We start from the raw sequence: 26,467 nt of genomic DNA on the forward strand, positions 1-26,467 counted from the left end.
AAGTATTCTTAAACTGGGTACAAAAAACTAAGCCCCATATTAAAAGTGAAACGGGACTGCTACTTTTTGTTCCCACTATCAAATTGACAGTTTATTTAAGAATACCTTGCCGCATATTTATTAACTCCTTGTATAATACTAAATCTAATTATATTCCTTAGATTAGGCAAGTCTTTTTCTGTAAATTCATGCACAAAAAGCAGATTTTTCCATTTCCTTCTCGGTTAAGTAAGCTTTTTCTTCCATCCATTCCTCGTGTTGTTCCATCAGTAGCGAGCCGATGAGCCTCTCGCACGATTCTGGATTCGGGAAGACGCCTACGACTTTTGTCCTCTTCTTGATTTCCTTGTTCAGGCGTTCTACGCAGTTCGACGTCCTGATTCTTCGCCACCATCCCTCGTTGAAGTCGAAGTAGGTCATGGATTCCTCCGCGTTGCTTTCCAGCCAATCCGCGAAGGACTGGTGCTTCTTGGTCTCGGACCAGTATTGCACAGCACCGCGTAGCGCCATGCCATAATAGGGGTTCAAGTTTTCGGGGTCGATGGAGAGCGACTTCTCGAAAAGCTCCTTTCCCTTCGCGTACTTGCCCTGCTTGCAGTAGATGCCGCCCAGGTTGTTCAGCGCGAGCGCGTTGTCCGGGTGGTATTGCAAAATCTTGCTGAAATATCCGTCCGCAGCCTCGGTGTTTCCCTTGGCGCTCAATATGTTGCCCATCAGGAGCAAAGCCCACAAATTCTTGTCGTCAAGCAGCAGCGCGTCAAGACAGCTGTCTTGCGCCTTTTCCAGGTCGCCGCCTTCCATCGTCACCTGCGCGAGCAGACGGTGGTATTCGCTGTTGTATGGCCAGAGTCCGATGGCCTCGCGAAGCGCGAACCTTGCGCTGTTGAACTTGTGAGCGTTTGAATGTTCCACCGCCTTGTCGAACTGCTTCTGCGCCTTTTGCGCCTTGCGTTCGTCGATGGAAACCTTTATTTCATGGTCTGAAATGCGTTCAAGCTGGGGACGGCAGGAATCCTCGGCTTTGAAGAAGCCGAGGATGGAGTACTCCATCGCGTCCAGCGAATCCGCCTTGAAGGGCGGCTGGTGCATGTCGAAGATTCGTTCGAAATTCTGCATCTGTTCTCTCTTTTCGCCGTAAAAGATACAAAAATGGAGGCGCCTCACTTGACAGCTTCTGCAATTCGCAAGCAATCGCAGCCGTTCCCGCCGTTTCGCTTTTGTTCGCTGTGCAAAACGCTGCAAGCGTTCCGCAGCATTAAGCCGCTAAACTGTCCGCCAAAGGCGCCAAATGGGCGTACGCGAAGCTGCACGCCTGCGGGGGGGGGGGGGCTAAAGTTGCGAAATTTCACTTTTTTCAAAAGTGTCACGAATTGACAGAATAAATTTTTATTTTTTCCGCTGCTCAAGTCGGGACGGAAAAAATCCCCTTCGATATCTATATCGCCCTCAAGCTCATTTTCTTTTTTTCGTCGCGCAGTCGCGTGAGTTGAGTATGAGGTTTTTATATATCAATATCTCCACAATAACGGAGTGAGTCCTACTCATACTCCTACTGTTGATTATTCTCCTATTACTACTACTGATATAATAGGCTTGCAAGTTTTTGTCGCGACTTGAACCCGTTTGTTATGCCTGGGTTCAAGCGTTTGCAAATCGTTGCGACTTGCAAAAGTTCCCACAAAAAAAGGCCCGAACAGGGCCAAAGGACTGCTTATGCCTAAGCTAAAGGAACACGGGGAAATTACCCTTGTTGGTCTTCAGAACTTTCATCTTTTAGACGCAGACTGCGAAGCCCGTTGCGTACGATTAGAGCGCATTCCTCGGGAGTCAGCACAACCTCGCCCCGAAACTCCGCAGCGTGACGAGTCTTTATCGCCTCCCAAAGTTCAGGAGTGAAAAGCTCGTCGATTCCCATGCCGATTTCCAGTAGCTTCTGGCAAATGTCGTAGCTGGGAGTCGCCTTGCCTTTCTTCCAAGCGGTGACGCTTGAGGCGTTGAGTCCCAGTTCGTCGGCCAGGGTGCTGGCCGTCTTGTTTGTTCTGTCAAGGTATTTTTCAACGTTCATGCCATAAATTTAATCAAAAATTGCACAGTATTCAATAATTTTTAAAAAATTTTTAAAAAATCCCTTGATTTTTTGCTTAGAATTGAATAGATTTTGAATGTAAGGCAAAAGAAATTGAAAAGTATGCAAAAGAAAATAAACGGTACGCAAAAAATTTGGCAGGTCGGCATAACGGCACGGGCGAAGCAGGCCCTGGAGCAGCTGGCCAGCGAGAACAAGCGAAAGGGTTTCCCGGCGAGCCAGGGACTCATTGCCTCAACCTTGATACTTAGGGCTTTTGAACATGGCGAATCCATATTGGGCTAAGGTTTCGTTCAGTGACTTTATCAAGCACTTCCGAAAAATGACGGATGAACAGATTATCGCCGACGTGAGGGATTCGATGGATGCACTTGAGGATGTTGACGGGACTGGCGACAGTTTCGGGGCGTTCATGGTGAAATGTTCCAGCGAGAGAATCCAGCAGCGCAGCGAGGTCAACAGGGCGAACGCCCTGGCTGGACACGAAAAACACGGACATGAGATTAGGAAAGTACAGCCGCCGCGATTGCCGACGACCGAGGAACTTTACGACTTCTGCGCGGAAAAGCACCTCGACGACGCGCTGGGACGCGAATGGCTGGAGATTACGCTTTCCAGGGGAGGGAAAACCCGTGAGGGCATGACGATTATGAACTGGAAAGGGGCAGTCACGAACTACGTGGCGGCAAGGCTAAAAAACCTGTCGAAGGGACAACAAATGAACAACTACTAACAATAAAGGGAAACCAAAACCATGATGAACACATTAGCTACACAATCCAATCCGCAGCAGGTCAACGACGCCCTGCTGCTTGACTACCTCACCGCGACGACGCCGGGTCTCAACGACCACCAGGTCAAGCAGTTCCTCGCGGTTTCCATGGCGTTCGGGCTGAACCCGTGGAAGAAAGAAGTTTATGCCGTCACGTACAACAATCGCGACGGCGGAAAGACGATGAGCATCGTCACGGGGTACGAAGTGTACCTCAAGCGTGCCGAGATGAACCCCAACTACGACGGCTACGAGACCGAATGGCGCGGCGAGTTCGTCAGGGGCAAGTCCACCAAGAGTGGCAAGAACGGCAACTACAGCGTGGATGCACTGGTTCCCAAGGACGGGGACGTGAGCTGCATCTGCCGCGTTTTCCGCAAGGACAGGAAGGTTCCCGTAAAGTGCGAGGTATTTTTCAGCGAGTACGACCAGGGCAATTCCATGTGGCAAAGCAAGCCCAGGGTCATGCTTGAGAAGGTCGCGATTGCGCGTGCGTTCCGCCTCGCTTTCCCCGTGGAGTTCGGCGGGATGCCCTATGAGAGCGCGGAGCTTTCGCCGGAACAGGGACTCGACCCCGAAAAGGAAATCAAGATTGAGGAAGCGGTGGAAAGGGCGGAAGCCCCGAAGCCGGAACAGCAGCCGCAGGAACATACGGGCGACCGCAAGGCGAAATTCATCGAGGTGTGCAACAAGATGATTCCCGCCGCGATTAAGGACACGCTCAAGGCGTACAACTGTCGCAGCCTGGAAGAACTGGGCCTTGACCAGATTGACGGATTCTACCGCGAGGCGAAGCGCGTGGAAGCCGGAATGATGCAGGAGGTGGAGTTCTAATGGAGGCGACGATGGAAACCGAAGAAGTGATGGAAGAAAAGAACCCCAATGCGCTCGTCCTTATCGACGAGGGAAAACAGTTCGCGGTCAAGACGGACTGCATGGACCCGGAGGCGCTTTTCCTGGACAAGAAGAACTTTGTCCCGATGCTCAACCAAGTCAAGAAGATTGCGCGTGGGCTGATTGCCGATGTTCACACCGAGGAAGGGTTCAAGGCCCGCAAGGCGATGAACGCCAAGCTCGCGAAGCTCAAGACCGCCATCGAGGACAGGGGCGCACAGGTCGCCAAGGAACTCAAGGCGAAGCCCAAGCGCGTCGATGAAACGCGGCGGCTTGTGAAGGAAACGCTCGAAATGCTCCAGAAGGAGGTCATGGCGCCCATCAGGGAAATCGAGGCGAGACAGCAGGAAATCGTGGAGATTTCCAACATTCCCGCGACGGCCATCGGCTGCAATTCCGAAGGGTGCAGGCAGGTGCTTGAAGCCATCGAAGCACATGTTCACGACGCCAAGTACTGGGACGAAAGCTACCAGGAAGCGATGGACGCCATCAACGACGCGAGGCGCCAGGTCAACGGCATCCTCGCCAGCGCGGAGAAGCAGGAGGCGGAGAAAGCTGAACTGGAACGCTTGAGGGCGAGTCAGGCGGACTTTGAAAAGGCGGCGCGTGAAAAGGCGGAAGCCGAGAAACGCGAAACGGAAGAAAAACTGCGCAAGGCGCAAGAAGAAGCAGAAACGGCAAAACGCGAGGCGGAAGCGGCCAAGCGCGAAGCTGCGGAAGCACAGAAATTGACCAATGTCGATTTCGGGGAGGCTGATGCCAAGGCGACACGCGAGGCGATGCTTTTCCCGGACGACGAACGCCAATACCGACGCATGGCGAATCGGGAAGCACTCGAAGACCTGATGAACTACGGACTTGACGAAGCCGCCGCGAAGCAGCTCGTTACGGACATAGTGCACGGGAAAGTGCGCCATGTGCGGTTTGTTTACTAAGAAAACTCGCAGCTTTTTCTAACCCAAGCTGCGGCGCTGCTGGTGCGCGAATCGCCAGCGTTCTTTCTTTGACTAAAAACAGTTAAGAAAATCAACAACCAATAACCATAAAGGAAAAAACAAATGACATACGAAGCAAGAGGAAGGTTCGAGGAAACCTTCGCAAATGTACCGGGCGTAACCGTTTCGGAACTCAAGATTACCTGCGACGACCATGCACACGTTCTTCGCTGGATGGCAGCTGTCGTAAAGGAATGTACGGGCGTCGCACTTGAGGAACGGATAAAGTTCAGCGTCTATGAAAAGATTGACGACGAACGCGTGAACTCGAAGGAGTATTTCGTTTACGAGGGAGGCGAGAACGTCTCCTGGAACAAGGTGAAGATTTAGCCGACCGCTGCATGGTGCAGGCGGTGGCCTAGATGGATTGAATCGAAGATGGACAGACTTGAAAAGGAACTTGAACAGATAATCGTGATGGAAGATGCAGGGCTTAGCCTACGCTCGCTCTGTCGCATTTATAAGGAAACCGTGCTGGACGACGAGTCCATGAAGGACATTCCGCTTGAGGCGAAGCAGTTCGCCGTTGCGGAGAGCCTTACCAAAGGCTACTGCGGGATAGCACGGAAGTTCGGGTTTAATGATGAAAGGTTCATGTCTGGACTCATGTCAAACTTTATGCTGCCACTTGTGGCCGCGCTGCATTATATCGTCACCAGGAATGGTGAAAGGAGTACCGATGAAGATAATCGCTGATGAAGAATTTCTCGACCGTACCGAGGCTGGGAATTTTATCGGGATGGCGACATCCACTTTCGACAAGCTGTTGGCAAAAAGCCGTCACGGCAAGTTGGTCTATCCGCTGGAAGTTTACCAGCCGGGCGGACGCGGTACTCCGATGTGGTTCAGCAAATCCAGGTTGAAGGAATGGCTCAACAATGTCATTTCCAGCGGCGGCATCGCCGTGTGTGCGAGAAAGACGCACTTCACGATGGACGAATTTTAGGAAGATACCTCCTTGACGCACGAAGGCCCTGGCTTATGCCGGGGCCTTTTCTATTTTTGTTTCAAATGGAGAATGAAGCAATGGCTCAAAAGTTAAAAACAGTTCAAAAAGCATGGATTGAACATATTAAGGCAGGGAATCGGATAAAAGAACTGATTAAGGGAACGTCAAATATAATGGGCGATTACTCTGAGTTTCTTATAAGCAAACTGTATAAAGCGGAAAAAATGCCCAATTCGAATAAAAGTTTTGATTTGAAATGTGAAGATGGAACTCGGATTCAAGTGAAATCGAGACAAGTTTCTTCCGGGAAAACAGATAAATCGTTGAATATTTTTCGCTCTTGGGATTTTGATTTGCTTGTTGTTGTGTTGTTTTGGAATGATGGTTCGTTATATAAAGTTATTGAGATGAAAGCTGACGATGCAAAAGTTTTTAGAACGCCTAATAAACATCAAAATGGATTTATAATTCATACTTCAAAAGATTTTCTTGAATGTAGCGAGGCAAATGACAGAACCGCTGATATGAAAAAAATGATTGACGAAGAATAATTATTTGTAATTATGGTCGAGATTGAACATGCATTGAGGAACTACCTTGTGAACCCAAATGACTTGGATTTGGGCTTCGCGATGGCTGCTTTGGCTCGAAAGACAAAAGCGCATTATCGCGAACTGGGAGGCAACCTAAAGAAGGAAGCGGTCACGCTCGGCAAGACTTTCGCGATTGATTTGAAAATCGGTAAATGGCCCGATGTTCTTGACGGAAGGTTTGAAAACAACTTTAAAACAAAAACCGTTTCCTTCTTGAAGAAGATAAACGGTGATGTGCATAAGGCTGCGGAACTAATGCTCAAGCAGTGCCTTAAAACAGTTGAAAAGAATGCTGGTTTGAAAAAGCCTTAGAGGCGACTAAACAGGAAAAATACCAGTCCCCATGCGGCAATGACAGCAGCGCCGCCAACAACAATTAGAGACCCAAGAATGAGGCAGAAGGAACGGAACGTTTCGGGCTTCGATTTATGTTCTTGAAGCGGCACGAATAGCATTTCGTAAAGGCCGAGAATAAAGTTTTTCCATGCGTCGATAGTCTCTTTAATCATGTTTCAATAATAACAAAAAGAAAACCCGGAATAGATTTCATTGATGATAAAATCTACTCCGGGCAGATTGGAGGAAATTATTTCTTATTGAGAGCCTTTTCCAGGTCGTCTTGCAGCAAGTGACTGTAGGTGTCCAAGGTCTGACGCACATCTTCATGACGCATCAACTGCTGAACGATTTTCGGGCCAACGCCGGAACGGATAAGGTTGGAGGCGAAAGAGTGTCTCCACTTGTGGTTCGTCGCGTCGTCGCTCTTATATCCCGCTGCTTCCACTGCAATTCGCAGCGTTTCGTTGCACCTGTCCGCATGGTCGAAACGAGCTGTCGCGAACATGCCATCTTTCAGCTTGCCGTAGCGCTTGATTTCCGCCTTGAGGCGGTCGCTAATCGGAAGGAACGCCTCCTTGTCGCCCTTGCCGACGACGCGCATCTTTCCGTCCTCCTGGATGCATGACGGTCCAAATCGGCAAGCCTCCGCATGACGCAGGCCAGCGAAGGCCATGACTGACCAGAACAGTCTAAATTCCGGGTCGGGCGCGTTGTCGAGAATCCTTTCAATCTGTTCGGGAGTCCAGAACGCCTTGGCGCGTTTCGGAACCTTGGGGAACGCCACGTCGCGGAACGGGTTGTAGTCGCCCAGGTCGTAAATCTTAGCCGCCCACTGGCAGAACTGGCTTGTGCAGCGAACCATTTCGTGCTGGGACTTGGGAGCGTACCTTTCGGACAGCCACACCGCCCAGTTCGTCGCCTGCTCCGCGTCGAAGCGCATGAGCGTCTTGATGCCGTTTGCGTCAAGCCATTCCCTGAATGTCTTGAGTCGGTACTTGTAAGCGAGGTGGGTCTTGGAGTCGTCGCCCTTGGACGCCGCGACGGAATCCAGGAACTTCGGGAGCGCCTCGTCGAAGCCCCTGTCCTTCGGCATGAGCTTGCGGCGGATTTCCTCGGGCATGAACCTGGCCGCGTTCATCATGTTCAGCCATTCCTGTGCGTCGCTCTTGCGCTTGGTTTTAAGACTGATGTAGGAGAACTCGCCATCCTCCGCGATTCTCCCGTACCATGTAAGGTTGCCGCGGTACTTGTACCGCTGCGATATGCTGTAGCTTTTCATACAAACAAATCTACTAAAATTTGCCTAAAAGTCGGCTCACAAAAAGCTCACAAATGTCTCACATCATACCCGATTTTTGGCGGTTTCTCCCGTCTTTCGGGAAAAACCATTACAAGCGACGGAGAACCGCGACAGACAGTCCAAATCGCGCCGGAAGCCTTGATTTTACTGATGAAAAAGGCCCGGAGGCTTTTGCCTTCGGGCTTCCAATGGAGTACTTTCTGAAAATTTTTCGGGGCTGGGTTGATAGTCCGACGCTCTAACCAATTGAGCTAAAGTCCCAGTTCGCCCAAAATTAGTAAATATTTTCCGATAGTCCGGTCCCACTCGTAGTGGAACCCGCTGTAGGCGTTTATCACCGCCTTGTCCCAGTCGGCACTTTCTTCGTAATAAACGTGCAGGGCATCTTTCAGCCTGCGCAACATCTGGTGGGGAGCGTTGGCGTCATCCACCAAGAAGGCGTTGGCGCATCCCGAAGTTTCCGGGGCGTAGTCGTCCAGCATGGTGGCCACCCCGACGTTACGTCCGGTCAGGGGAAGCGTTCCTGTGGCGAGGGCCTTCAAGATGATGGAGGTGGATGGCTCCTTCAGGTTTGCCGCGAACAAGATGTCGGAACCGGCCAGCACGTCGCGCAGGGCGCTGGCACTCTTGGTCTCGATGGGCCGAACCGCCATGATTCCCGGATACTGTTTGGAAACATCCTGGTAGTAGTTCCATTCTGGATCGTCTGGAGCGATGCCCACCACGATAAAGATGTCCTGCTTGGCAATATCCGAAAGGATAGTGGCCAGGGTTTCCGAAGTGTTGCCTGCTTCGGGATCCAGGTGGGCGTAGAGGATTGGTTTGTTCCCGACCTCGCACCCCAGTATTCCCTCCAGTTTGGCACGGGCTTTCTTCTTTGCCTGCTTGATGGGCAACTTGTCCTTGCTGTTGAAGTCCCAGACTTGGTAGCTGACACCGAACTGCACGCCAATCAGTTTGTCCTGGTTGTGAATCAAGAATCCGCTGAGACCGCCGGGCAAGTTGGTGTTGATCATGGCGTCGCGATAGCCCGGAGAGGGGAATAGCACCTTGTGGGCATAGCAGATGCCGGCCTTCAAAAGGCTTACCTTACCCCAGAATTCGTAGCCGTCCATATTGAAATCTTGCCTGGGTAGCCCAATATTTTCGATTTCGCTAGAGGAAACGTGGAAGTCGTAGGTAATGTTGTGGACCGTAAAGAAGAAGGGAACCTGGCCAAAGGCTTCTTGGTAAACGGTATGGATAAGGGCTCCGGCCAGGGCACCGCCCCATTCGTGGCCGAGAATCGCCTGGCACTTGAAACCAGTTTCCTGGGCGTAGTCCAGGGCGGCAGAAGCCAGGAAGGCGAACCGCAGGTGGTTGTCGCCGTAGGGAAGGTCGCCGGGAGGGCCGTAAATATCGGGCCTGCCGAAGTATTCTTCGTTGTAGATGTAGGTGTGGAAGGGGTCCCCCGGAGATTTCCAGATTTCGTAGGGCTTGCCGTGGAGCTTTTCAGTGCCGCTGAAAACGCAACTGTAACCTTCCAGATCCTGCAACAGGGGCTTGTAGAAAGGGGAGCAAGTCAGGGCGTTGGCTCCGGCCCTTGCAAAGGCGTAGGTCATCCGGTTTACAGCGGTGGCCAGGGGACTCAGCGTCCGCCAATTTCCGGCTTCTGGACTGACCACCAGGATTTCCATTGATTTTGCCCCTTTTTTAATAAAATTTTACTATTTGTAATAGTAATAGGCCAAATTTATTTAATTAAATTATAATTTGAAAGTCCTAAATCCAAATTTTTCGGATAAAAGGTTTCTTTTTGAACTTAATCTTCGAGGATTTAATAAAATGAAGAAATTGTTAATCGCTGCATTGGCTGCCTCCGTGGCATTTACCATGGTTGGTTGCAAGGGCACCAACGAAAAGCGCGGTGACGAACACCTCAAGGAAGGCCGTTTCCGCAATGCCATCAACTCCTACCTGGAAGCCAAGAAAAAGGGCAGCATGTCCAGCGAGTTCTACGATAACTTCACCCTGGCCTTGGTCCGTGCTGCCGAAATCGAAGCCAAGAAGGACCTGAACAGCGACCTCATCAACGGCTACTTCGAAAAGGCCTCCGTGAACATGCCCGAAGTCAAGGAAGACGTGGTGGTAGAAGAATATGTGACTACCCTCGCCAATGTGGGTAAGCAGCAGGCCGCTCAGGAAGGCGTGGATTACAATACCGTCATCAACGCTTTCGCCAAGATTGATACCGCCCTCGCTACCGCCAAGGCCCGTAACGTGGCCGAAGGTGCCGTGAAGGCTATCCGCACCGAAGCGGAAAACGCCTATGTGGCCAAGAACCTCCCCATGGCAAAGGATGAATCGGACCCGGTGGTTCGTGAATACCAGATCATGAAGATTGCCGAAATGGCTCCCGAAAACTCCGAAGTGAAGGCCGTGCTGAACAAGAGCCGTATCGGCACCCGTGGTTACTTCCTCATCTTCGGTGAACAGATCGGTGAACCGGTGAACCGCCGTATCGACAAGTGGGGCTATGTCATGGCGTTCCCCACCATCAAGATTGCTCCGGGTTCTCTCTCTGGCGAACTCCAGTTCTGGGCCTCTACCGGCAACAACACCGAACTTGACCCCTCCAAGATCAAGCTGGTCTCTACCGACGGCAAGGAAGTGATTGCCAAGGCTACCGGTGGCTGGTGCGAAGCCGAAGTCCTGGTTGGCAAGAAGGGTGACGAAAAGATTGAAAAGAAGCAGCAGAAGATCAAGGCTGGCGAAAAGGGCAAGCTCATGAACGAGTTCCAGTGCTCCTTGAACGTGAGCTTCAGCTTCGGCAAGGACTTCGTGCCTGACTACGTGGAATACAAGGACGAATTCGGCATCGGCCGCAAGTTCCTCGGTCAGTAGGATTTTAGAGACTAGGATATAGGGGCTAGAGACTAGTGTAGAATCTAGAGACTATGAACTAGATAATTGAGTCAGTAGAGGCGGGAGTGATCCCGCCTCTCTGTGTTTGTTGATGTGCTTTCGTGGCAAAAAAAAAGAGCCGGGCTGCGCCCGGCTGCATCCTAAAACTCTAGATCCTAAATCCTATTCCCTGATCCCTAAAATTCCACCTTGCCGCTGATGCCCAGGGCGAAGTCGGTGTCGAAGTTGTCACTGAAATTGTAGCCGAACCAGAACACGATTTCGCTACCCATGGTGGGGTACAGGTAGTTGTTCATGCCCAGGAAGGTGTAGTCGTCACCGTGGACTTCTCTATCCGGGTCGTGGTATTCGTAAGACACGCCCATGGTAAATTTCTTGTGGAGATTGAAACTGGGCTCCACGGCAAACATGTACTGGTCGTCGGTAAACAGCTGGGGCTCGGCCTTGTAATCCTTGTCCGTGATGGTATAGAAGTAGGTGAATCCCAGATTGAAGAAGTAGAAGTTGAAGCTGGGTTCCAAAAGGAAGGAGTGTACTCCCTTGCCCTTGTAGGGGTGGAGTCCCCATACGGCGTAGATACCATAGTTCAGGTTTTCATAGCTCTTGGAGTAATCCACTTCGGTACCTAGCACATAGGTATGGGTACGGTTGATATGCTGTCCGAACATCCAGTCCAGGCTGGGGGTGAGCACCAGGTGCTCGTTGGCTCGGTTCAGCAGGGGGAACGCGTAGGTGGCGAACAGAGCCATGGTATGGTCCGTGTCTTCGGACGCTCCGAAATAGACCTTGCCCTTGCCGTACTTGTCGTTGCCGAATTCGGCGCCTACACCCCTCATTCCTTCTTCGCGGGTGATGACCGCATAGCGGGCAGGGTCGCGCCAGTAGTAGTAGTTGAATGCGCCTGCACTGTAGGTCAGGTCACCGAACACCAGGGCTACGGCATGGGTTACATCCCAGCGGAGCTCCACTCCATCGAAGTTGAATTCCGTAAAGCGTCCACCGTCACCCATGGCGGTAGTCCTTGCCATGTAGTGCCTGCGGGTCTCAGAGGCGTCCTTGTTGCCCGTGCTGTCGGTAACATAGGTGCTGTGGGTGTTGGTCTTTACCGTGACGGAGACTTTTTCGTCGATGTGGGCGGTGGCCGCAAGGTCTATATCCTGGTTCGCCGCGTTGGTGGGGTCAAAATCGCTGTCAAAATAGGTGGCATAGTCCGCATTGACGGAGCCGTGAAGTTCCACTTCGGCGGCGAGGGCAAAAGATGCTCCCATCAGGGCCATGGGTAAAAACAGTTTACGCATAAAATCCTTTCAAAAAAGTACAGGCGTAAAATAGAAATATTTTGCCAGGGAAAGTAGTGTTTTTGCCAAAAGCGACCCCTCCTTTTTGTATTTTTGACCCGATGAGAAACCGATTTCTTTTTTTATTGTCTTTTTTGTGCTTGCTTGCCTCCGCTGCATATGCCCTGACTGCCGACCAGGTCATGAAAAAATCCCAGGACTGGTTCAAGTCGGGCAAGGCCTGGAGTCTTGATTTCAAGCTGCAGCTGTTCTACGCGGATTCTCCGGATATCGTAAGCCAGCAGGGTAAGCTCGTAGTGGCTGAAGGGGACAAGTTCAAGCTGGAACTGGCGGGCATCAAGTTCTACAGCGACGGCGAAAGCATGTGGCAGCACAACGTGGAGCAGAAGCAGGTTTTAATCAAGTTGGTGGAAGACCTGTCCTCTTCGCTGCACCCTTCGGAGCTGTTGTTCAAGTACCTGAACTGCAAGGCCTTGAGCGTTTCGGAAGGTGTGTTTGCCAACCAGAAGCTCTGGGTGCTCAAGCTGGACCCTTCTAAGTACAAGGGGCAGTTCACCCAGATGGAGGTCTGGCTCTCTCAAAAGGACTTTTCTCCGGTGCGGCTCTTTACGGTGGACCCGTCGGGCAATTCTAGCTGGTATAACATCGTGAACCTGAAGGTCATGAAAAACGTGTCCGTTGAGGACTTTCGGTACAAGGCCCTCCCTGGGGTAGATGAAATCGACATGCGGTAGGGTGCGCTGTAGCTATGTTCTTTTTGAATAGAAAAATGGCCGGAAAATTTGTGGCGGGAGTGGCTCTGCTCCTGTGCGGGACGGGTGTTGCCTTTGCCGAAGGGGAGACCCTCTTTAGCAACTGGGCGGTGGGTGTTGCTCCTGGGCCGACGGCCGGGCAGCTCTGGGTGTATTCCCGCGGTGAAGTAAACCAGGGAGTCGCCCTCTTGAACCTGAACCTGAATGCCTCCGGCAAGATTACGGCAGGCAAGTCCCAGGTGGAACCTGTGGACAATGAGTTTTCCGCCGTGCATTACCAGACCTATGCGGACAAGCTTGCGGAACGCAGGCGCTTCCCGATGGAAGTGGCTGGCAACTTGGGAGTGGTACTCCCCATGTTCGGACTGGACGAAGAGGACCATTTTACGGAACCCCGAGGGTTTTTCTCCTTGAAAGAGTCCGGTTCTGTTCCGACTCCGATAGACGTACCCTCTTCGGCGGAGTCCGTCGAAAGCCCTATGGACTACGCCGTCAGCGGCTTTGCCTATAGCGAAAAGGCCAAGACCTTGTACGCGGCCCGAGGCCGCCTGGGCATTGTGGAATACGAAATTTCCAAGGGCGCGGGAAATCCGCAAATTGCCGAAAAAATTCTGAGCAAGAAAAGCCACCAGTGGGAAAAGTTGCCTTCGGCAGGATCGGTGGATTTTTCCAAGTACTTGGATGTATTTGATCTGGAATTGAATTCTGAAACGGGGGAGCTGTGGATTGCCACTTCTGAAGGATTGTGGATGCAATCTGCCTCAGGCTCTATTGCAAGCGCTTCCAAGGCTCTTGAAAAAGAGCGTGTCACCGGCGTGTGGATTGGCGGCAAGCCCTTGCAGGCCATCGTGGAAACGTCTGCCTTGAACAAGGGTGTATCTACCGGAGGGCTTTGGCGGAAGGTGCTGGGAGCAAAGGACGATTTCAAGAAGGTGGCTTTCTTGGATTCTGCCGGCACCGCCCAGAAAAAAGACGTTTACGACAATGCGGACTACACCGTAACGGGTGTCGCCTTTATGGGTGACAAGGCCTATGTGGGCGTGTGGGTGGCGGGAGGCTCTGTCAGCGGCTACCTGCTTTTAGATTCCAAGGGAGTACGCGCCCACGGACAGGGCACGGAGTCGACGGACCCTTGGCTTCATGGATTTGAGACCGGGGTGACGGATCGCGATGCCATCATTACCTCTATTACCGAATTTCCTTTGAACGCAAAGACCATGGGCCTCGCCGTTGCTACAGACGGCAACGGGATTTCGGTTTCTGCCGATTCGGGCAAGACCTGGACGCCGGTACTCAACCGTGCGAAGCTAGGCGGTAACCTGGGCTCTGTGCGAATGGTCCCCTCCGTTATTACGGCAGGCGGTGAATCCCTGGTGTCTTACAAGGTGGGCAAGGATTCCAAGATAACCATCGAAGTCTTCAGCTACGACATGCGCAGGGTCCGTAAGATTGTGAGCGGGGCTCCACGCTCCGCAGATGAATCTCGCAGTACCAATGCCAAGAAAGATTTCTGGGACGGCATGGACGATGCGGGCAGACCTTGCACTATGGGCATCTATTATGTGCGGGTCAAGGACAACCACGGTCACGTGGGTTGGGGTAAGGTCATGAGTCTGGGGGGCGGCCGATGATGAAAATTTCGGAATTCGGAATTCGGGATTCGGAATTGTTGGCGATAGTCTGCCTCGTTCTGATTTTCTCGACCATGGCCGCTGCAGGTGTAGTCGAAAAGAAAGCCGCCTTGGGCGGCTTTGATGGATTCGTGGAACGTATGGGCGCAGGTACCCGGGAGCTGGGCCGCGGAAATACCGGTTCTGCGGATACTTCTGCCATGCCCGGCGCCTATTGGAACCCGGCTATCCTAGGTTTTAGGCAGAACCTGAGCTATACGCTGAACGGCGAAAAGCGTGATCTGGACCGCACCGGCGGTTCTCTTGGAATTGAGTCTTCAGTAGGCAAGCGTATGGGAATCGGTTTTGCCATGCTTTACCGTGGCGACATGGATTTCAAGGTTATCGACGATGACGACCAGACTCTCGGTACGGCAACGCCGTTCTTTTCCATGATGTACCTTGGTTTTTCGTACAGGGCCACCCGCAGGGACGCTTTCGGTATCTCCCTTTCCATGAGTTACGACAACATGGACATTGCCGAATACTATGAAGACGAAAACATCGACCTGAACGACGGCTATACCAGCCCCGTTTCGCTGAACCTCGGCTGGCTTAGACAGTGGAACGAAAAGTGGTCCACTTCGGTGGTCATTCGGAACTTGAGCTTCAGCAAGAACCTGTCCTCTCGCTGGACCAAGACGGTGAGCTCCGACAATTCCGTGCCCTCTACCGAAGGGGTGCGCCCGAAGGTCTTGCAGATTGGGGCGGGTTACCGCTCCAAGGTGATGGGCAAGCCCGTTTACGCCTGGATGGAAGCCCTGGATTACCAGCTGGCAGATACGCTTTTGGTCTTTGACACCCATTGGCACTTGTGGACCGCCCGTGTGGGCTTTGAATGCGAAATCATTACGGACGGGACTATCCGCACGGGTATGGACGACCGGAATTTCATGGTGGGCCTTGGTTACAAGTTCCGCATTCCCATCGCCAAAAAGAAATACCTGTTTGACGTGAACTACGCCCTGACTTACGAATCGGAGGCGGACCTCTGGAATCCCCTGAGTTTTGGCTTGCGAGGCTACATCCCGTGATTTCGGAACTTTGGATAGAGAACGTCCGGAGTCTTGTTTCCAGGGAACTGATGTTTTCTCCCGGAATCAACGTGGTGGGCGGCCCTAACGGCTGCGGAAAGACCACGGTTCTGGAATCTGTCCATCTGCTTTCCCAGGGTTTTTCTTTTCGGGCACGTGACCTGAAGGAGATGATATCCTGGAACGCGGACGAGTTTATTCTTCGAGGAAATTTCGAGGATGCCGGCCGCTCGACTGCCCGCGGAATTCGCATGGGACGAAGAACCTGTGAGGTTCGTGAAAACGGGGAATCCCTCAAGTCGGTGGCGGCTCTTTTCGGGAACTTACCCGCCGTGGTGATGCAGCCTTCGGATATTGAGCTTTTACGCGGAGCTCCGGATGTGCGCAGGCGCTGGCTGGACGAAATCCTTTGTTTTAGGTCGGCGGCAAACGCTACGACCTTGCGGAACTACCGGCGGATTTTGCAGCAGCGGAACCAGTGGCTTAGGCAGTTCAAGCGGGAAGGTTCAGCCACCGGCGGCGAAGAACTGTTCCTGGTGCTTACGGACCAGCTGGCCGACCTGGGTGCAAAACTCTGGGCCGCCCGTATAGAACTTTCAAAAGAGATTTCGCCGATTATTACGGGCTATTACCGCAAGCTTTCCAACGGCATTGACGAAATTACCTGCGCTTACAAGAGTTCCATTCTCAAGGAGCTGGACGCCTTGGACGGTGCGGAATTTCTGGACGATTTCGGGCTTGACCAGGCGGCTTCTTCGACCAACGGGAGCGCGGATTGCCTTGCGTCGGACTCTGGAGAACTGAGCGACGGCTCCGTAGATGAAAACGCCCTGCGTGAGGCTTACCGCCGTAAGCTTTCGGGCCTGGAATACGCCGAAAAAATCCAGGGGATTACGCTGTCGGGCCCTCATAAAGATGACCTTGGCGTACGCATCGGTGATGTGGAGATGCGTTCTTCGGGCTCCCAGGGACAGTGCCGCTGTGCGGCTATTGCCATGCGTTTTGCCGCCGTAGATGTGGCCAGCCGTTACCTGAACAAGCCAATCCTTTTGCTGGACGATGTGTTTGCGGAACTGGACGTGAACCGACGCGATGCCGTAGCCGCCCTGATTCGACAAAAGCAGTGCCAGGTGATTATCGCCACTCCCGAACCCGAAGAGCTGCCGTTCAAGGCGGACAACGAAATAAAACTTCGTCAAGCGTAGCTTGCCTCGCACCCTAAAAAAACGAAGACCGCCAGAGCGGTCTTCGTTTCGATTTCTCTTAGATCCTTCGACGCCGAGGCTATGCCTCGTTGCTCAGGATGACACTTCGTGTCACTTCTTCAGCAAATCGCGGATTTCGGTAAGGAGTTTTTCTTCGACAGACGGCTCTGGCGGTGCAGGCGGTTCGGCCGGTTTTTCTTCTTCCTTCTTGCGCATGTTCTGCACGAATCCCAGGAACTTCTTCATGACGATGAACACCACGATGGCAACGATCAGGAAGTCCACGATGTTGCCGATGAAGGCTCCGTAGGGAATCTGGGCTCCGGCGGCGGTTGTGTAGGTGAGGGCCTTGAGGCCTTCGCCGGCACCTTCTGCACCGAGGCTTGCCACGATGGCGTTCACGCAGGGCATGACGATGTCGTTCACGAAGCTGGTGACAATTTTGCCGAATGCACCGCCGATGATAACACCGATGGCCATGTCGACGATGTTGCCCTTGAGGGCGAAAGCCTTGAATTCTTCAAGGAGGGATGTTGCTTTTCCTTTGATACCCATAACGGTTCCTTTTGGTTGATGTTTTGATAAAAAATAGTATTGTGGCGCCCTTTGGCAAGATGAATTTCTAGATTTTGTGACCTATGTCATGGCTGTTGCTGGCACTTTCCTCCGCTTTTTTCCTGGGTTTTTACGACCTGGCCAAGAAAAAGTCCGTCCAGGGGAATGCGGTGCGTCCCGTGCTGTTCCTTTGCAGCGCATGCTATGCCCTGTTTATGCTGCCTATCCTGGTTTCGGGGCATACCGAAACCCTGGCGCTCCGCGAACATGTTTTCTTGATGGGCAAGGCCTTAATCGTTGGCGGCAGCTGGCTTTTGACCTACAACGCCATCGCCCACATGCCCCTCAGCATTTCGGCCACCATCCGCGCCCTGGCCCCCCTTTTTACCATCGGCATCGCGGTGAGCTTCATGGGGGAGCGGCCTTTCCCCCTGCAGTGGGCGGGCATTGGCCTGTGTGTGGTTTCTTACATAGGCCTGAGCCTCGCGGGCCGCAAGGAGATGGGGCATTTCTTCAGCAGCCCGTGGGTCATTTCCATGGTGCTCGGCACTATCCTTGCAGCCTGCAGCGGGGTCTACGACAAACTGATATTGCAGCGGATGGATTTCGACCCTCTGACGGTGCAGGTCTGGTTCAGCCTGTACATGGCCCTATGGCAGTTTATCATCTGTGCAGTGACCTGGTACCCGACCCGAAAAAAGACCACGCCATTCCAGTTCCGCTGGAGTTTTCTCCTGGTGGCCCTGCTCCTGATTGTGGCGGACCGCTGCTACTTCTTGGCGGTAAGCGACAAGGACGCCCTGATTTCGGTGATTACCGTTTTCCGCCGTTCCAGCGTGTTCATCAGCTTTGTGGCGGGGATTGTTATCTTTAAGGAGCGCAAGAGCAAACTGAAATTCCTTGCGCTGCTGGGAATTGTGGCGGGGCTCTGTCTGATTTCTCTTGGAAAGGGCTAGCTTGCAGGGCTCGGGTTGAAAGGTTATGGCAGATAAGCGCATCGGCATCACGGGAACCATTGGTTCCGGAAAGTCCACGGTGGGGGAGTGCCTCCGCCGGCAGGGGCTCCCCGTGCTGGACGCTGATGCCTGCGTGCATGAACTTTACCGGGATTGCGAAGCCCTGCGCAAGGAACTGGCGGAGGCCTTTGGCCCGGAATGCCTGACTGCCGATGGCGTGAACCGCAAATTTTTTGCGGACCTTATTTTCAAGGACGATGCCGCCCGTGAAAAACTGGAGGCTCTGGTTTATCCCTACCTGACGGACGCGGTGCAGGAGTTTTTCGCGTCGCACTCTGTCCCAGCGTTTCTGGAGGCGGCCCTCTTGCACCGCATACCCCAGGTGGTAAAGCTTCTGGACCAGGTGTGGCTGGTGGATGCTCCTGCAAAGGTTCGACTGGAGCGGTTGGTGTCCCGGGGCCTTGCCCGTGGAGATGCGGAACGCCGTATTGAAACCCAGGGCGACATCGTCGCCTTTGCCGCCGTTTGGCAGGCACAGGGGATTACCGTTACAAGAATTGAGAACGGTGGCTCCTTGGAACAACTGGAAGAACTTGTACATCAACTCAGCCTTTCCTAAATCGTCATTCCGGCCTTGAGCCGGAATCTGGTGCCTCAGCTAACGGATCCTCGACCAAGTCGAGGATGACGAGTGCAAAAAGTCGAGGATGACAAGCGAAAAAAAATACCCTCGGCTAAGCCGAGGGCAAATTTTTCTTGAACGGACTTCGATTAGAAGTTGATGCCGAACTTGCCGGTGAGCCAAATGGGCATTTCTTCACCGTAGTAGTCGTCACCGATGCCGAACTTGGCGCTCAGGTCAACATAGAACATCGGGTTGATGGCGATGTTCACGCCAACATACGGAGCGAGACCGAGGTCGCCGCTTTCGTCAGAACCCGGAATTTCGTCACCATCGTGGGTGTTTTCGCCGAGCTTCATGTCAATGTCGAGTCCGACGTACGGAGTGAACATCTGGTTGATGGCGAAGTCGCCTTCAAGACCGATATGCAGGTTGTACGGAGGAGAAACTTCGTCGTCGCCTTCGGTACGGATGGCGAGGCCGGCTTCAGAACCGAAGTTCACCATACCGAAGTTCTGGGAGAACTGGACACCGAAGTAGAGGCCGAGACCGTCCGGGCTCACTTCTTCGTCACCGACGGGCAGGTCCACGTCAACGAAGGCGTTCATGATGGGCATGAACTGGTAGCGAACCATCAGAGGAATGTTGTTCAGACCATCGGCCTTCGCATCTTCGCCATCCCAATGGGTGAAAACGGTGTAGGGGAGCTTGACACCCAGTTCCAAGTTCGGGATGACCGTGTAGCGGGCACCAACGAAGAGTCCGAGTGCGTTCCACTTGTCCTGCATCCTGTCGGTGACGCCGACTTCAGCCTGGCCCTTGTGGTTTTCGAGTACCGGGAAGTAGTTCCAGGTAGCGAAGGAAGCTGTGGCCACCAAGGCGGTAGCGAGAGCGATTTTCTTGAACATGTATGTTCTCCTTGTTTGTGTTTTGACGGGGTAAAGGTAGTAATTTATTTACATTGAGGCAAGGCTGGGCGGGCCCTATACGGTGATAAAGTGCACAAAAGGTTGATAAAGTGTGATTTTTAACACTTCTCGCACTAGAGTCTGTTCCGGGCCTGTCCGCGCTGGGCGGAGCCGAAGTGCTTCTGGATAGTGGGACGCCAACCGGTAATTACTATATTCCACCCCTGAATTTAAGAGGTTTTTATGAGATGCTTGGTGACCGGCGGTGCCGGATTCTTGGGTAGCCACCTCTGCGAGAGGCTCTTGAACGACGGACACGAGGTCCTGTGCCTGGACAATTATTTCACCGGGCGTCTTCAGAACATCGCGCACCTGCGGGACAACCGTAATTTTGAACTTATCCGCCACGACGTCACCGAGCCTATCCTTCTGGAAGTGGACCGGATTTTCAACCTGGCCTGCCCCGCAAGCCCGGTCCATTACCAGTTCAACCCGGTAAAGACCATCAAGACCAGCGTCATGGGCGCTATCAACATGCTTGGGCTTGCCAAGCGGGTTCATGCCCGCATATTGCAGGCCAGCACCAGCGAGGTCTACGGCGACCCGGCGGTACATCCGCAAAAAGAGAATTACTGGGGAAACGTGAACCCCATCGGTATCCGCAGCTGCTACGACGAGGGCAAGCGCGTGGCGGAGACCCTCTTTATGGACTACCATCGCCAGAATAAGGTAGATATCCGCATCGTGCGCATTTTCAATACTTACGGCCCACGTATGCTCATGAACGACGGCCGCGTGGTGTCTAACTTCATTGTGCAGGCATTGAAGGGCGAAGACCTGACCATCTACGGCGACGGCAGCCAGACCCGCAGCTTCTGCTATGTGGATGATCTTATCGAGGCCTTTGCCCGCATGATGGATCAGGGCGAAATTATTGGTCCGGTGAACATCGGAAATCCCGGCGAGTTTACTATGCTGGAACTGGCTCATGCCGTACTGGAGCAGACGGGTTCCAAGAGCAAAATTGTGTACCAACCCTTGCCTGGCGACGACCCCAAGATGCGCCGCCCGGACATTGGCCTTGCAAAAAAGGCCCTGGGCTGGGAGCCCAAGGTGAATCTGTTCGACGGCCTCCAGAAGACCATCGAGTATTTCAAGACGATTGTTTAGTTATTTCACCGCGACTTTGTGAGTCTCGGTAACGCCTTGTCCCTGGATTCGCACCAGGTAGATTCCCGGTTGTGTGCCTACGGACAAGCTAACGCTGCCATTGGCGTTCCCGTTCCAGAGGGTGCGGACGGTGCGGCCTTGCAGGTCCAGCAGTTCCACTTTGGACTGACCCTTGAGGTTTACGCTGACGGTGTTGTTTGCGAAGAGGAAACTGGAAGTGCTTGCGGCTGGGCGGGAGAGCGCGGCTGGACCGGGAGAATCTCCCCTGATGGGAGTCCATTCCGGATTCAGTTCGCGGAGTTTGTTCCTGAGCCAGGTGCCCGACGGAGTAAGGTCGCTTTCGGACCAGTTTCCGCTGGTGCTGGCGCTCGTTTGCAGAGCGGCGGATGTTTCTGCGGTGTTTGAAAGGCTCCATGCGGCCCAACTGAGTTTAGCTTCGTCAATCCATTGCCAGAATTGATTTATACTGTTGTAGTTTAGGGAACCATTTCCATCGGCATTGGTGAGGCCACATTCAGAAATGAAGATTGGTATCGTGTTTAACGCTGATTTCGCAATGGGCAAGAGTCTGTTTAAATGATCATCAGTGGATGCGTAAAAATGGAATGCGTAGGCGACGTTTACGGCATTCGAGCCAGTCAGTGGGCTATTTGCAACCTCGCTGAGATTGCCCGAATAGGCCGGGGTTCCCGCAATAATAAGGTTGTCTGGGTCGATTGCTCTGATTTTTGGAATAATAAACTCCAGGTAGGGCTTGATTGGATTCCAATCGCTTGGGCCTGTCCAGGTGTCTGTTCCAGGTTCGTTGTAGACTTCATAAATTACATTAGGATATTGTCCGTATTTCGTGGCCATGTATTCAAAGAATTCCGCGGCTTTATTCCAGCGCTGGCCGTCTCCATTGTCATTTGCCCAATGTGTGTGCAAATCAATAATGACGTAAATTCCCTTAGCGATTGCGGCATCAATAACAGCCTCGGCCTGTAGTATTGTGCCGGATGGATCGGAAATGTATCCATTCTTATCAAGTTTCTGATTCCATGCGTTGGTTTCAAAGGCCATTGCCGCACGGACGAGGTTTACGTGCCAGTCTTCTGCTAACCAGTTTACGACACTTGCGTTATAGAAGGGGAATGCCGTGTGAGAATGGCTCCAGTAATAGCTCATTCCCCTGAGTTGGGCGGGCTGCCCGTTGGCGCCCACCACCTGGGTTCCCTGGACGGACAAAGCGCCGATGTCGTCAATGGGTGCGGCCTCGGATAGGCCAAATGCAAGCCCCAAAACCGCGACAATCTTCGTGGTGATTTTCATAAAACACTCCTTTCTCATCTCTCCTTGAAAAATAATTAAAAATCGGCCAAAGCGAAAAATTGACCGATTTTTGTGAGAAATATTTACGGCTGTGTGGCAATTTTACGGCTGAATATTGATCATGGGAATCATCTTATCATTTCCGTTGACCTGGGGGAGCTTGCCGTCCCATTTTTCAATCCACTTGAGCATCAGGTATTCCTTGCCGTTCTGTTTCTTGAGGGCTTCCATCTGGAGGGCGATGACGGCTGAGTCCGCCTTGGCCTTGGCCACCCGTTGCTCGTTTTGGTAGTCCATCTTAATCTTGATGTTCTTTTCCTTGAGAGCCTCTTGCTCTTGTACCTGCTTGGCCTCAATGGCCTCGTTGAAGGCTCTGCTGAACTGGAATTCCGTAATGGTGAAACCATCAATGATGATATGGGCTCCGGCGGAGTCCAGCTTTGACTTGAGAGCCGATTCCATACGGCTGCGGATTTCTTCGCGTTTCTGGAGCATTTCTTCGGGAACGTATTGCGGTGTGATGCCCGTGATGGTTTCCTTGATTTTGGGCTGGAGGACGGTGGCCACATACCGTGTGCCGTACTTGGAGTAAATCTTGTCTACGTTCTGCGGGTCCACATGGTAGTTCACGTTGGTGCCCACATATACGGTCTGCAAATCTTTGGAGCCGGATTCTATCTTGACCGTTTCCAGCTGGGTGCTCACGGGGATACGGATGACTTCTTTGGTGACAATGTTGTAAAAGTTTAGCCCAGGCTCAAAGGTCTCGCTGTACTTTCCGAACTGGAGCACCACACCGCGCTCCGTTTCATCAATCTGGGCGCACCCCAAAAGGACGAGGGATGCGGCTATCGCTAAAAGAAATTTTGTTTTCATAACGGTCTCCTTTCTTTCAAAGATAACATTTAGTCGGAAAAATGTTAGATGTCGTCCAGCACCTTTTCCATCATTTCCATGTTCTCTTCACAGTATTCGAGCTGCCTGGAGAGAATCTTGATGGCATTGATTTTTCCGCCCAGTTCACGGGTGAAGAACCGTGCCACATTCCAGAAGAACACGGCGAAATTGCGCTTGCCATTGGCATGGCCTTCAAACAGGCATTTGGCGAAATGCCTGTATACCAGGTAGGCGAGCAGGCGACTGCTTTCGGTTTCGGAAAAATAACCCTGGTCTTCGATGGGAGTGCTGTTGGCAGAATCTGCGTCAATGCGGGTCTTGATTCGGGCGAGGGCACTGTCCCATGCCGGGCCGAAACTGACCGTCTTGGCAAGAAGCTCGTACAGCTCGCAAACACTACCGAGAGGGGCGAAGGGTTTTTCATTGTTGTATCCGAAAGCGGTGTAGAGTTTCTCCTTGAAAGAGGCTGTGCCATCGGCGAGGGCTTTGAACATTTGCTCCCTTTCGTAAAGCACTTCGTTCCGGATTTCGATGTCGTCTTCGCTCAGTTCGTCTTCGGGCTCGTCACATTCTTCGGCCGTGAATGCAAGAGGGCCTTCGCCTTCAAGCAGGAGCCGTGTCGCCTCTTCGCAGCAGAGCCCTAGGCCCCGTTCCATGATGTCACCGTATACTTCTACGAACCGCGGGTGCTCACGACAGATTTCGCAGAGGGCGCCCTCCCCCAGATTCTGATAGATTTCGCAGAGGTTGCTTTTGTCCAAAAACGGACAGCGGTCGTGGGGAAGCAGCTTGAAGTGTCCTTCTTCGATATTTGCGCGAAGCTTGTCGCCAAAGGGCCCTTTTACCTTGCTGTAGGAATCCTGCGAAGTTTTGTCGATGTCGATTTCCCAGCCTACGCAGCAGGTGTCGCTGCAGTGGGTGGCCGTGCATTTGAATTTATCATAAAAATCGGGCTTGCGAAGGATCATGGTCTCAGTACTTTTCTTGTTCTACCTTCTTGAGTACGCGGCAGGGGTTGCCTACGGCAACGACACCCTGCGGGATGGCCCGTGTGACCACGCTCCCCGCCCCGATGACGCTGCCTGTACCGATGGTCACGCCTCCGCAAATGGTCACGTTCCCAGCAATCCAGCAGTTGTCCTCGATAGTAACCGGCTTTGCATATTCTAGGTCGGTGAGGCTGCCGTCGGGCTTTTCGAACATGTTGCGTTCTTGCCAACGCAGCGGGTGTATGGGCGTGAGAATCGAAACGTTCGGGCCTATGAATACGTTGCTCCCGATGTTTACCGGAGCGCAATCCAACACGGTGAAGTTGAAATTCGCGTAGCTCTTTTCACCGATGCGGGTATTGCTCCCGTAATCGAAAAAGACAGGCCCTTGCAGGTAAACGCCCCTTGCGGGTGTTGTCTCCAGAATCTGGGCTAGGATTTCCTCCCGGGCCTTGTCGGTTTCCAGAAGGCCGTTATATTGTTGGCACAGGGCGTGGCATGCGGATCTTCTTGATGCAAGCTCCCTGTCGCTTGGATCGTAAAGTTTGCCGGCAAGCATTTTTTCTTTTTCTGTCATGGCAAGAAAATAAAAAAGTTTGAGGGGTAAGAAACGCCGCGTTACCATCGCCACTTTGTAAAATTCATGACTTACGGGTACTTCGCTCCGGGGACGTTCTTCAGGATTTCTTTCCAGAAGTCGCGGAATTCTTTTTCGGTGACGATGCCGCCGGCGGAAAGTAGGCGGTAGTGCTCGCCTTGCCAGATGTAATCGACGGGGGAGGAGTCAAAGCCGTTGCGGGTGTAAAATTCGCGACGGCGGTTCCTGTGTTCGAGTTCTTCGGCGTCCTTGGAATCTTCTTCGACTTCAATATCGACGACGATGCGCGTGTCGGGGTGTTGCCTGCGGATGGCCTGCAGGATTTGCGAACCGTATCCGCGACTGCGCAGTTCTGGCACAACCGCGAAATAGACGATGTTCGTGATGCTCCCGTGTGTGATGGAATTCGAGAACCCGCAGAACATGGGAGCCGCGGCGTTCTCGCCATTATCCTTGTTAAAAAACGCCCAGAATTCCCGCTTGATTTTATCGTCGAGCAAATGTTTTATCGGAATACGTTCGTTTGCCGGGAACGCCGATTCGTACAGTGCCTTGACCTGCGGAAACCAGGGGGCATCTCTTGTGACATCGAAAAACTGGAGCATCGGCAGAAAGAATAGGATAAAAAGGCGCGTGCGTCAAGCAGGGGCGCGCGCTTCGGTGTGTTTTAGTGTATATTTACCAACATGAAATCGTTTGAAAATAAAGTGGTCGTGGTGACGGGTGGGGCCCACGGGATAGGCGCTACCGTTGTGAGTGAATTCGAGAAAGAGGGGGCGAAGGTCGCCTACATCGACATTCGCGAGAATCCCTGTTTTGTAGGGGACTTGTCAAAAAAGGAAGTCCTCGAAAAATTTGCGCAGTTCGTCATCGAAAAATACGGGCACGTGGATGTGCTGGTGAACAACGCGCTCCCGCTGATGAAAGGCATTGACGAATGTAGCTACGAAGAATTCAGCTATGCGCTGGCGGTGGGCGTGACGGCCCCGTTTTATCTCGCGAAATTTTTCGCACCGCATTTCGGGGTGGGCGCGAGCATTATAAACATTTCTTCGAGTCGCGACCGCATGAGTCAACCGCAAACGGAAAGCTATACGGCGGCGAAGGGCGGAATTGCTGCCCTTACCCATGCGCTTGCAGTGAGCTTTGCGGGCCGCGTCCGCGTGAATTCCATTTCGCCGGGCTGGATCGATACGGATTTCAAGGTTTACGAAGGTCTCGATGCCACGCAGCAGCCCGCAGGCCGCGTCGGGAACCCGCTCGACATCGCCAACATGGTGCTTTACCTCGCCAGCGACAAGGCCGGTTTTATTACCGGCGAAAACATCTGCATCGACGGCGGTATGACCCGCCAGATGATTTACCACAACGACTGCGGCTGGAAATTCGAAGGGTAGGAAATGAAAAACCTTGTCATTTACGTGCACGGGAAGGGCGGGAACGCTGACTACGTGCGTGAAAACCCGATCGAGTGGCGTGTCCCGACAAAAATTCTGTACGGTTCGAACGACAACCTGACCTCGCTAGATACGATGCACGATTTCGTCCAGAGAATCGGAGCCCCCTTGACCATAATGGATGGCGGCGGACACTGGTTCCACACTGACGAACAGATGGCATTCCTTGATAAGTGGATTAGAACGGAGGCTTTATGAAGAAGTTTCTTGTTG

31 protein-coding genes and 1 pseudogene are annotated in these 26,467 nt (G+C 52.7%); 19 read left to right on the forward strand and 13 right to left on the reverse strand.

The features are described 5' to 3' along the window. Positions 1-186: 186 nt before the first annotated feature. Positions 187-1,116 (reverse strand): transposase, encoded by a 930-nt coding sequence (locus IKB43_02505; protein ID MBR2469014.1) that lies wholly within the window; start codon positions 1,114-1,116, stop codon positions 187-189. A gap of 625 nt (positions 1,117-1,741) precedes the next feature. Beyond that, positions 1,742-2,065 carry a helix-turn-helix transcriptional regulator gene (locus IKB43_02510; GenBank protein ID MBR2469015.1) on the reverse strand — a complete coding sequence of 108 codons (324 nt, stop codon included), beginning with the start codon at positions 2,063-2,065 and terminating at the stop codon, positions 1,742-1,744. A gap of 123 nt (positions 2,066-2,188) precedes the next feature. On the opposite strand from IKB43_02510, the gene IKB43_02515 reads away from it, so the two are divergent. From IKB43_02515 to IKB43_02555, 9 genes are all read left to right on the forward strand, one after another. After that, a complete protein-coding gene (locus tag IKB43_02515) occupies positions 2,189-2,371 on the forward strand; it encodes a hypothetical protein (protein MBR2469016.1) in 183 nt (60 codons plus the stop codon). A gap of 37 nt (positions 2,372-2,408) precedes the next feature. After that, positions 2,409-2,819 (forward strand): hypothetical protein, encoded by a 411-nt coding sequence (locus tag IKB43_02520; GenBank protein MBR2469017.1) that lies wholly within the window; start codon positions 2,409-2,411, stop codon positions 2,817-2,819. A gap of 21 nt (positions 2,820-2,840) precedes the next feature. Beyond that, positions 2,841-3,692, forward strand: coding sequence for a phage recombination protein Bet (gene bet / locus IKB43_02525; protein MBR2469018.1), 852 nt, complete (start codon positions 2,841-2,843; stop codon positions 3,690-3,692). Between the two features lie 11 nt (positions 3,693-3,703). Then, positions 3,704-4,687, forward strand: a complete 984-nt coding sequence (locus IKB43_02530; GenBank protein MBR2469019.1) for a hypothetical protein — start codon at positions 3,704-3,706, stop codon at positions 4,685-4,687. Between the two features lie 123 nt (positions 4,688-4,810). Further along, positions 4,811-5,077, forward strand: coding sequence for a hypothetical protein (locus IKB43_02535; protein MBR2469020.1), 267 nt, complete (start codon positions 4,811-4,813; stop codon positions 5,075-5,077). Between the two features lie 48 nt (positions 5,078-5,125). After that, on the forward strand, positions 5,126-5,443 hold the full coding sequence (locus IKB43_02540; GenBank protein ID MBR2469021.1) for a hypothetical protein: 318 nt from the start codon (positions 5,126-5,128) through the stop codon (positions 5,441-5,443). Continuing rightward, on the forward strand, positions 5,427-5,693 hold the full coding sequence (locus tag IKB43_02545) for a hypothetical protein (protein ID MBR2469022.1): 267 nt from the start codon (positions 5,427-5,429) through the stop codon (positions 5,691-5,693). Before IKB43_02540 ends, IKB43_02545 begins: the two co-directional genes overlap by 17 nt. 65 nt (positions 5,694-5,758) lie before the next feature. Next, positions 5,759-6,247 carry a hypothetical protein gene (locus tag IKB43_02550; protein ID MBR2469023.1) on the forward strand — a complete coding sequence of 163 codons (489 nt, stop codon included), beginning with the start codon at positions 5,759-5,761 and terminating at the stop codon, positions 6,245-6,247. A gap of 12 nt (positions 6,248-6,259) precedes the next feature. Beyond that, on the forward strand, positions 6,260-6,601 hold the full coding sequence (locus tag IKB43_02555) for a hypothetical protein (GenBank protein ID MBR2469024.1): 342 nt from the start codon (positions 6,260-6,262) through the stop codon (positions 6,599-6,601). Here the strand turns inward: IKB43_02555 and IKB43_02560 are convergent. The 3 genes from IKB43_02560 to IKB43_02570 all read right to left on the reverse strand — a co-directional run bounded on the left by IKB43_02560 (position 6,598) and on the right by IKB43_02570 (position 9,604). Further along, positions 6,598-6,798, reverse strand: coding sequence for a hypothetical protein (locus IKB43_02560; protein MBR2469025.1), 201 nt, complete (start codon positions 6,796-6,798; stop codon positions 6,598-6,600). The genes IKB43_02555 and IKB43_02560 overlap by 4 nt on opposite strands. Positions 6,799-6,875: 77 nt before the next feature. Next, entirely contained in the window at positions 6,876-7,907 is a 1,032-nt protein-coding gene (locus IKB43_02565) for a tyrosine-type recombinase/integrase (GenBank protein ID MBR2469026.1), read from the reverse strand. A 272-nt stretch (positions 7,908-8,179) separates the two neighbouring features. After that, a complete protein-coding gene (locus IKB43_02570; protein MBR2469027.1) occupies positions 8,180-9,604 on the reverse strand; it encodes a glycogen/starch synthase in 1,425 nt (474 codons plus the stop codon). 148 nt (positions 9,605-9,752) lie between these two features. Here IKB43_02570 and IKB43_02575 point away from each other — a divergent pair, with 148 nt between their 5' ends. Further along, positions 9,753-10,811: a hypothetical protein gene (locus IKB43_02575; protein ID MBR2469028.1), complete on the forward strand. Its 1,059-nt coding sequence runs from the start codon at positions 9,753-9,755 to the stop codon at positions 10,809-10,811. A gap of 197 nt (positions 10,812-11,008) precedes the next feature. Here the strand turns inward: IKB43_02575 and IKB43_02580 are convergent, their stop codons facing one another. Further along, entirely contained in the window at positions 11,009-12,130 is a 1,122-nt protein-coding gene (locus IKB43_02580; GenBank protein MBR2469029.1) for a hypothetical protein, read from the reverse strand. 101 nt (positions 12,131-12,231) lie between these two features. On the opposite strand from IKB43_02580, the gene IKB43_02585 reads away from it, so the two are divergent. From IKB43_02585 to IKB43_02600, 4 genes are read left to right on the forward strand one after another with little or no spacing between them, the layout of a single operon-like run. Further along, positions 12,232-12,864: an outer membrane lipoprotein carrier protein LolA gene (locus IKB43_02585; protein MBR2469030.1), complete on the forward strand. Its 633-nt coding sequence runs from the start codon at positions 12,232-12,234 to the stop codon at positions 12,862-12,864. Between the two features lie 35 nt (positions 12,865-12,899). Beyond that, positions 12,900-14,513, forward strand: a complete 1,614-nt coding sequence (locus IKB43_02590) for a hypothetical protein (protein MBR2469031.1) — start codon at positions 12,900-12,902, stop codon at positions 14,511-14,513. Beyond that, on the forward strand, positions 14,510-15,586 hold the full coding sequence (locus tag IKB43_02595; protein MBR2469032.1) for a hypothetical protein: 1,077 nt from the start codon (positions 14,510-14,512) through the stop codon (positions 15,584-15,586). Before IKB43_02590 ends, IKB43_02595 begins: the two co-directional genes overlap by 4 nt. Further along, positions 15,583-16,791, forward strand: coding sequence for a DNA replication/repair protein RecF (locus IKB43_02600; GenBank protein MBR2469033.1), 1,209 nt, complete (start codon positions 15,583-15,585; stop codon positions 16,789-16,791). The genes IKB43_02595 and IKB43_02600 overlap by 4 nt, the downstream gene beginning before the upstream one ends. 111 nt (positions 16,792-16,902) lie before the next feature. On the opposite strand, the gene mscL is transcribed toward IKB43_02600, so the two are convergent. After that, positions 16,903-17,346, reverse strand: a complete 444-nt coding sequence (mscL, locus tag IKB43_02605; protein ID MBR2469034.1) for a large-conductance mechanosensitive channel protein MscL — start codon at positions 17,344-17,346, stop codon at positions 16,903-16,905. A gap of 83 nt (positions 17,347-17,429) precedes the next feature. Between mscL and IKB43_02610 the strand changes: the two genes are divergently transcribed. Both IKB43_02610 and coaE read left to right on the forward strand, forming a co-directional pair. Then, complete coding sequence (locus tag IKB43_02610; protein MBR2469035.1) at positions 17,430-18,302, forward strand: DMT family transporter; 873 nt, start codon at positions 17,430-17,432, stop codon at positions 18,300-18,302. 25 nt (positions 18,303-18,327) lie between these two features. Further along, complete coding sequence (gene coaE / locus IKB43_02615; protein MBR2469036.1) at positions 18,328-18,921, forward strand: dephospho-CoA kinase; 594 nt, start codon at positions 18,328-18,330, stop codon at positions 18,919-18,921. 152 nt (positions 18,922-19,073) lie between these two features. On the opposite strand, the gene IKB43_02620 is transcribed toward coaE, so the two are convergent. Beyond that, entirely contained in the window at positions 19,074-19,832 is a 759-nt protein-coding gene (locus tag IKB43_02620) for a transporter (GenBank protein MBR2469037.1), read from the reverse strand. A 243-nt stretch (positions 19,833-20,075) separates the two neighbouring features. On the opposite strand from IKB43_02620, the gene IKB43_02625 reads away from it, so the two are divergent. Further along, positions 20,076-21,002 (forward strand): SDR family oxidoreductase, encoded by a 927-nt coding sequence (locus IKB43_02625; protein ID MBR2469038.1) that lies wholly within the window; start codon positions 20,076-20,078, stop codon positions 21,000-21,002. Here the strand turns inward: IKB43_02625 and IKB43_02630 are convergent, their stop codons facing one another. The 5 genes from IKB43_02630 to IKB43_02650 form a co-directional block, all read right to left on the reverse strand. After that, positions 21,003-22,313: a cellulase family glycosylhydrolase gene (locus IKB43_02630; protein MBR2469039.1), complete on the reverse strand. Its 1,311-nt coding sequence runs from the start codon at positions 22,311-22,313 to the stop codon at positions 21,003-21,005. It abuts the gene before it with no gap. Positions 22,314-22,415: 102 nt separating this feature from the next. Continuing rightward, complete coding sequence (locus IKB43_02635) at positions 22,416-23,189, reverse strand: prohibitin family protein (protein MBR2469040.1); 774 nt, start codon at positions 23,187-23,189, stop codon at positions 22,416-22,418. 44 nt (positions 23,190-23,233) lie between these two features. Next, the gene (gene fliB / locus IKB43_02640; protein ID MBR2469041.1) at positions 23,234-24,178 is read right to left on the reverse strand and encodes a flagellin lysine-N-methylase; all 945 of its coding nucleotides are present in this window, start codon (positions 24,176-24,178) and stop codon (positions 23,234-23,236) included. A 4-nt stretch (positions 24,179-24,182) separates the two neighbouring features. Then, positions 24,183-24,776: a sugar O-acetyltransferase gene (locus IKB43_02645; GenBank protein ID MBR2469042.1), complete on the reverse strand. Its 594-nt coding sequence runs from the start codon at positions 24,774-24,776 to the stop codon at positions 24,183-24,185. Positions 24,777-24,847: 71 nt separating this feature from the next. Then, positions 24,848-25,402, reverse strand: coding sequence for a GNAT family N-acetyltransferase (locus IKB43_02650; protein ID MBR2469043.1), 555 nt, complete (start codon positions 25,400-25,402; stop codon positions 24,848-24,850). An 81-nt stretch (positions 25,403-25,483) separates the two neighbouring features. On the opposite strand from IKB43_02650, the gene IKB43_02655 reads away from it, so the two are divergent. Together IKB43_02655 and IKB43_02660 are read left to right on the forward strand one after the other, a co-directional pair. Further along, entirely contained in the window at positions 25,484-26,194 is a 711-nt protein-coding gene (locus IKB43_02655) for an SDR family oxidoreductase (protein ID MBR2469044.1), read from the forward strand. 51 nt (positions 26,195-26,245) lie between these two features. Beyond that, positions 26,246-26,452: pseudogene (locus IKB43_02660) on the forward strand (alpha/beta hydrolase). Positions 26,453-26,467: the final 15 nt, after the last annotated feature.

It is taken from the genome of Fibrobacter sp., from assembly GCA_017503015.1.
Lineage (GTDB): Bacteria > Fibrobacterota > Fibrobacteria > Fibrobacterales > Fibrobacteraceae > Fibrobacter.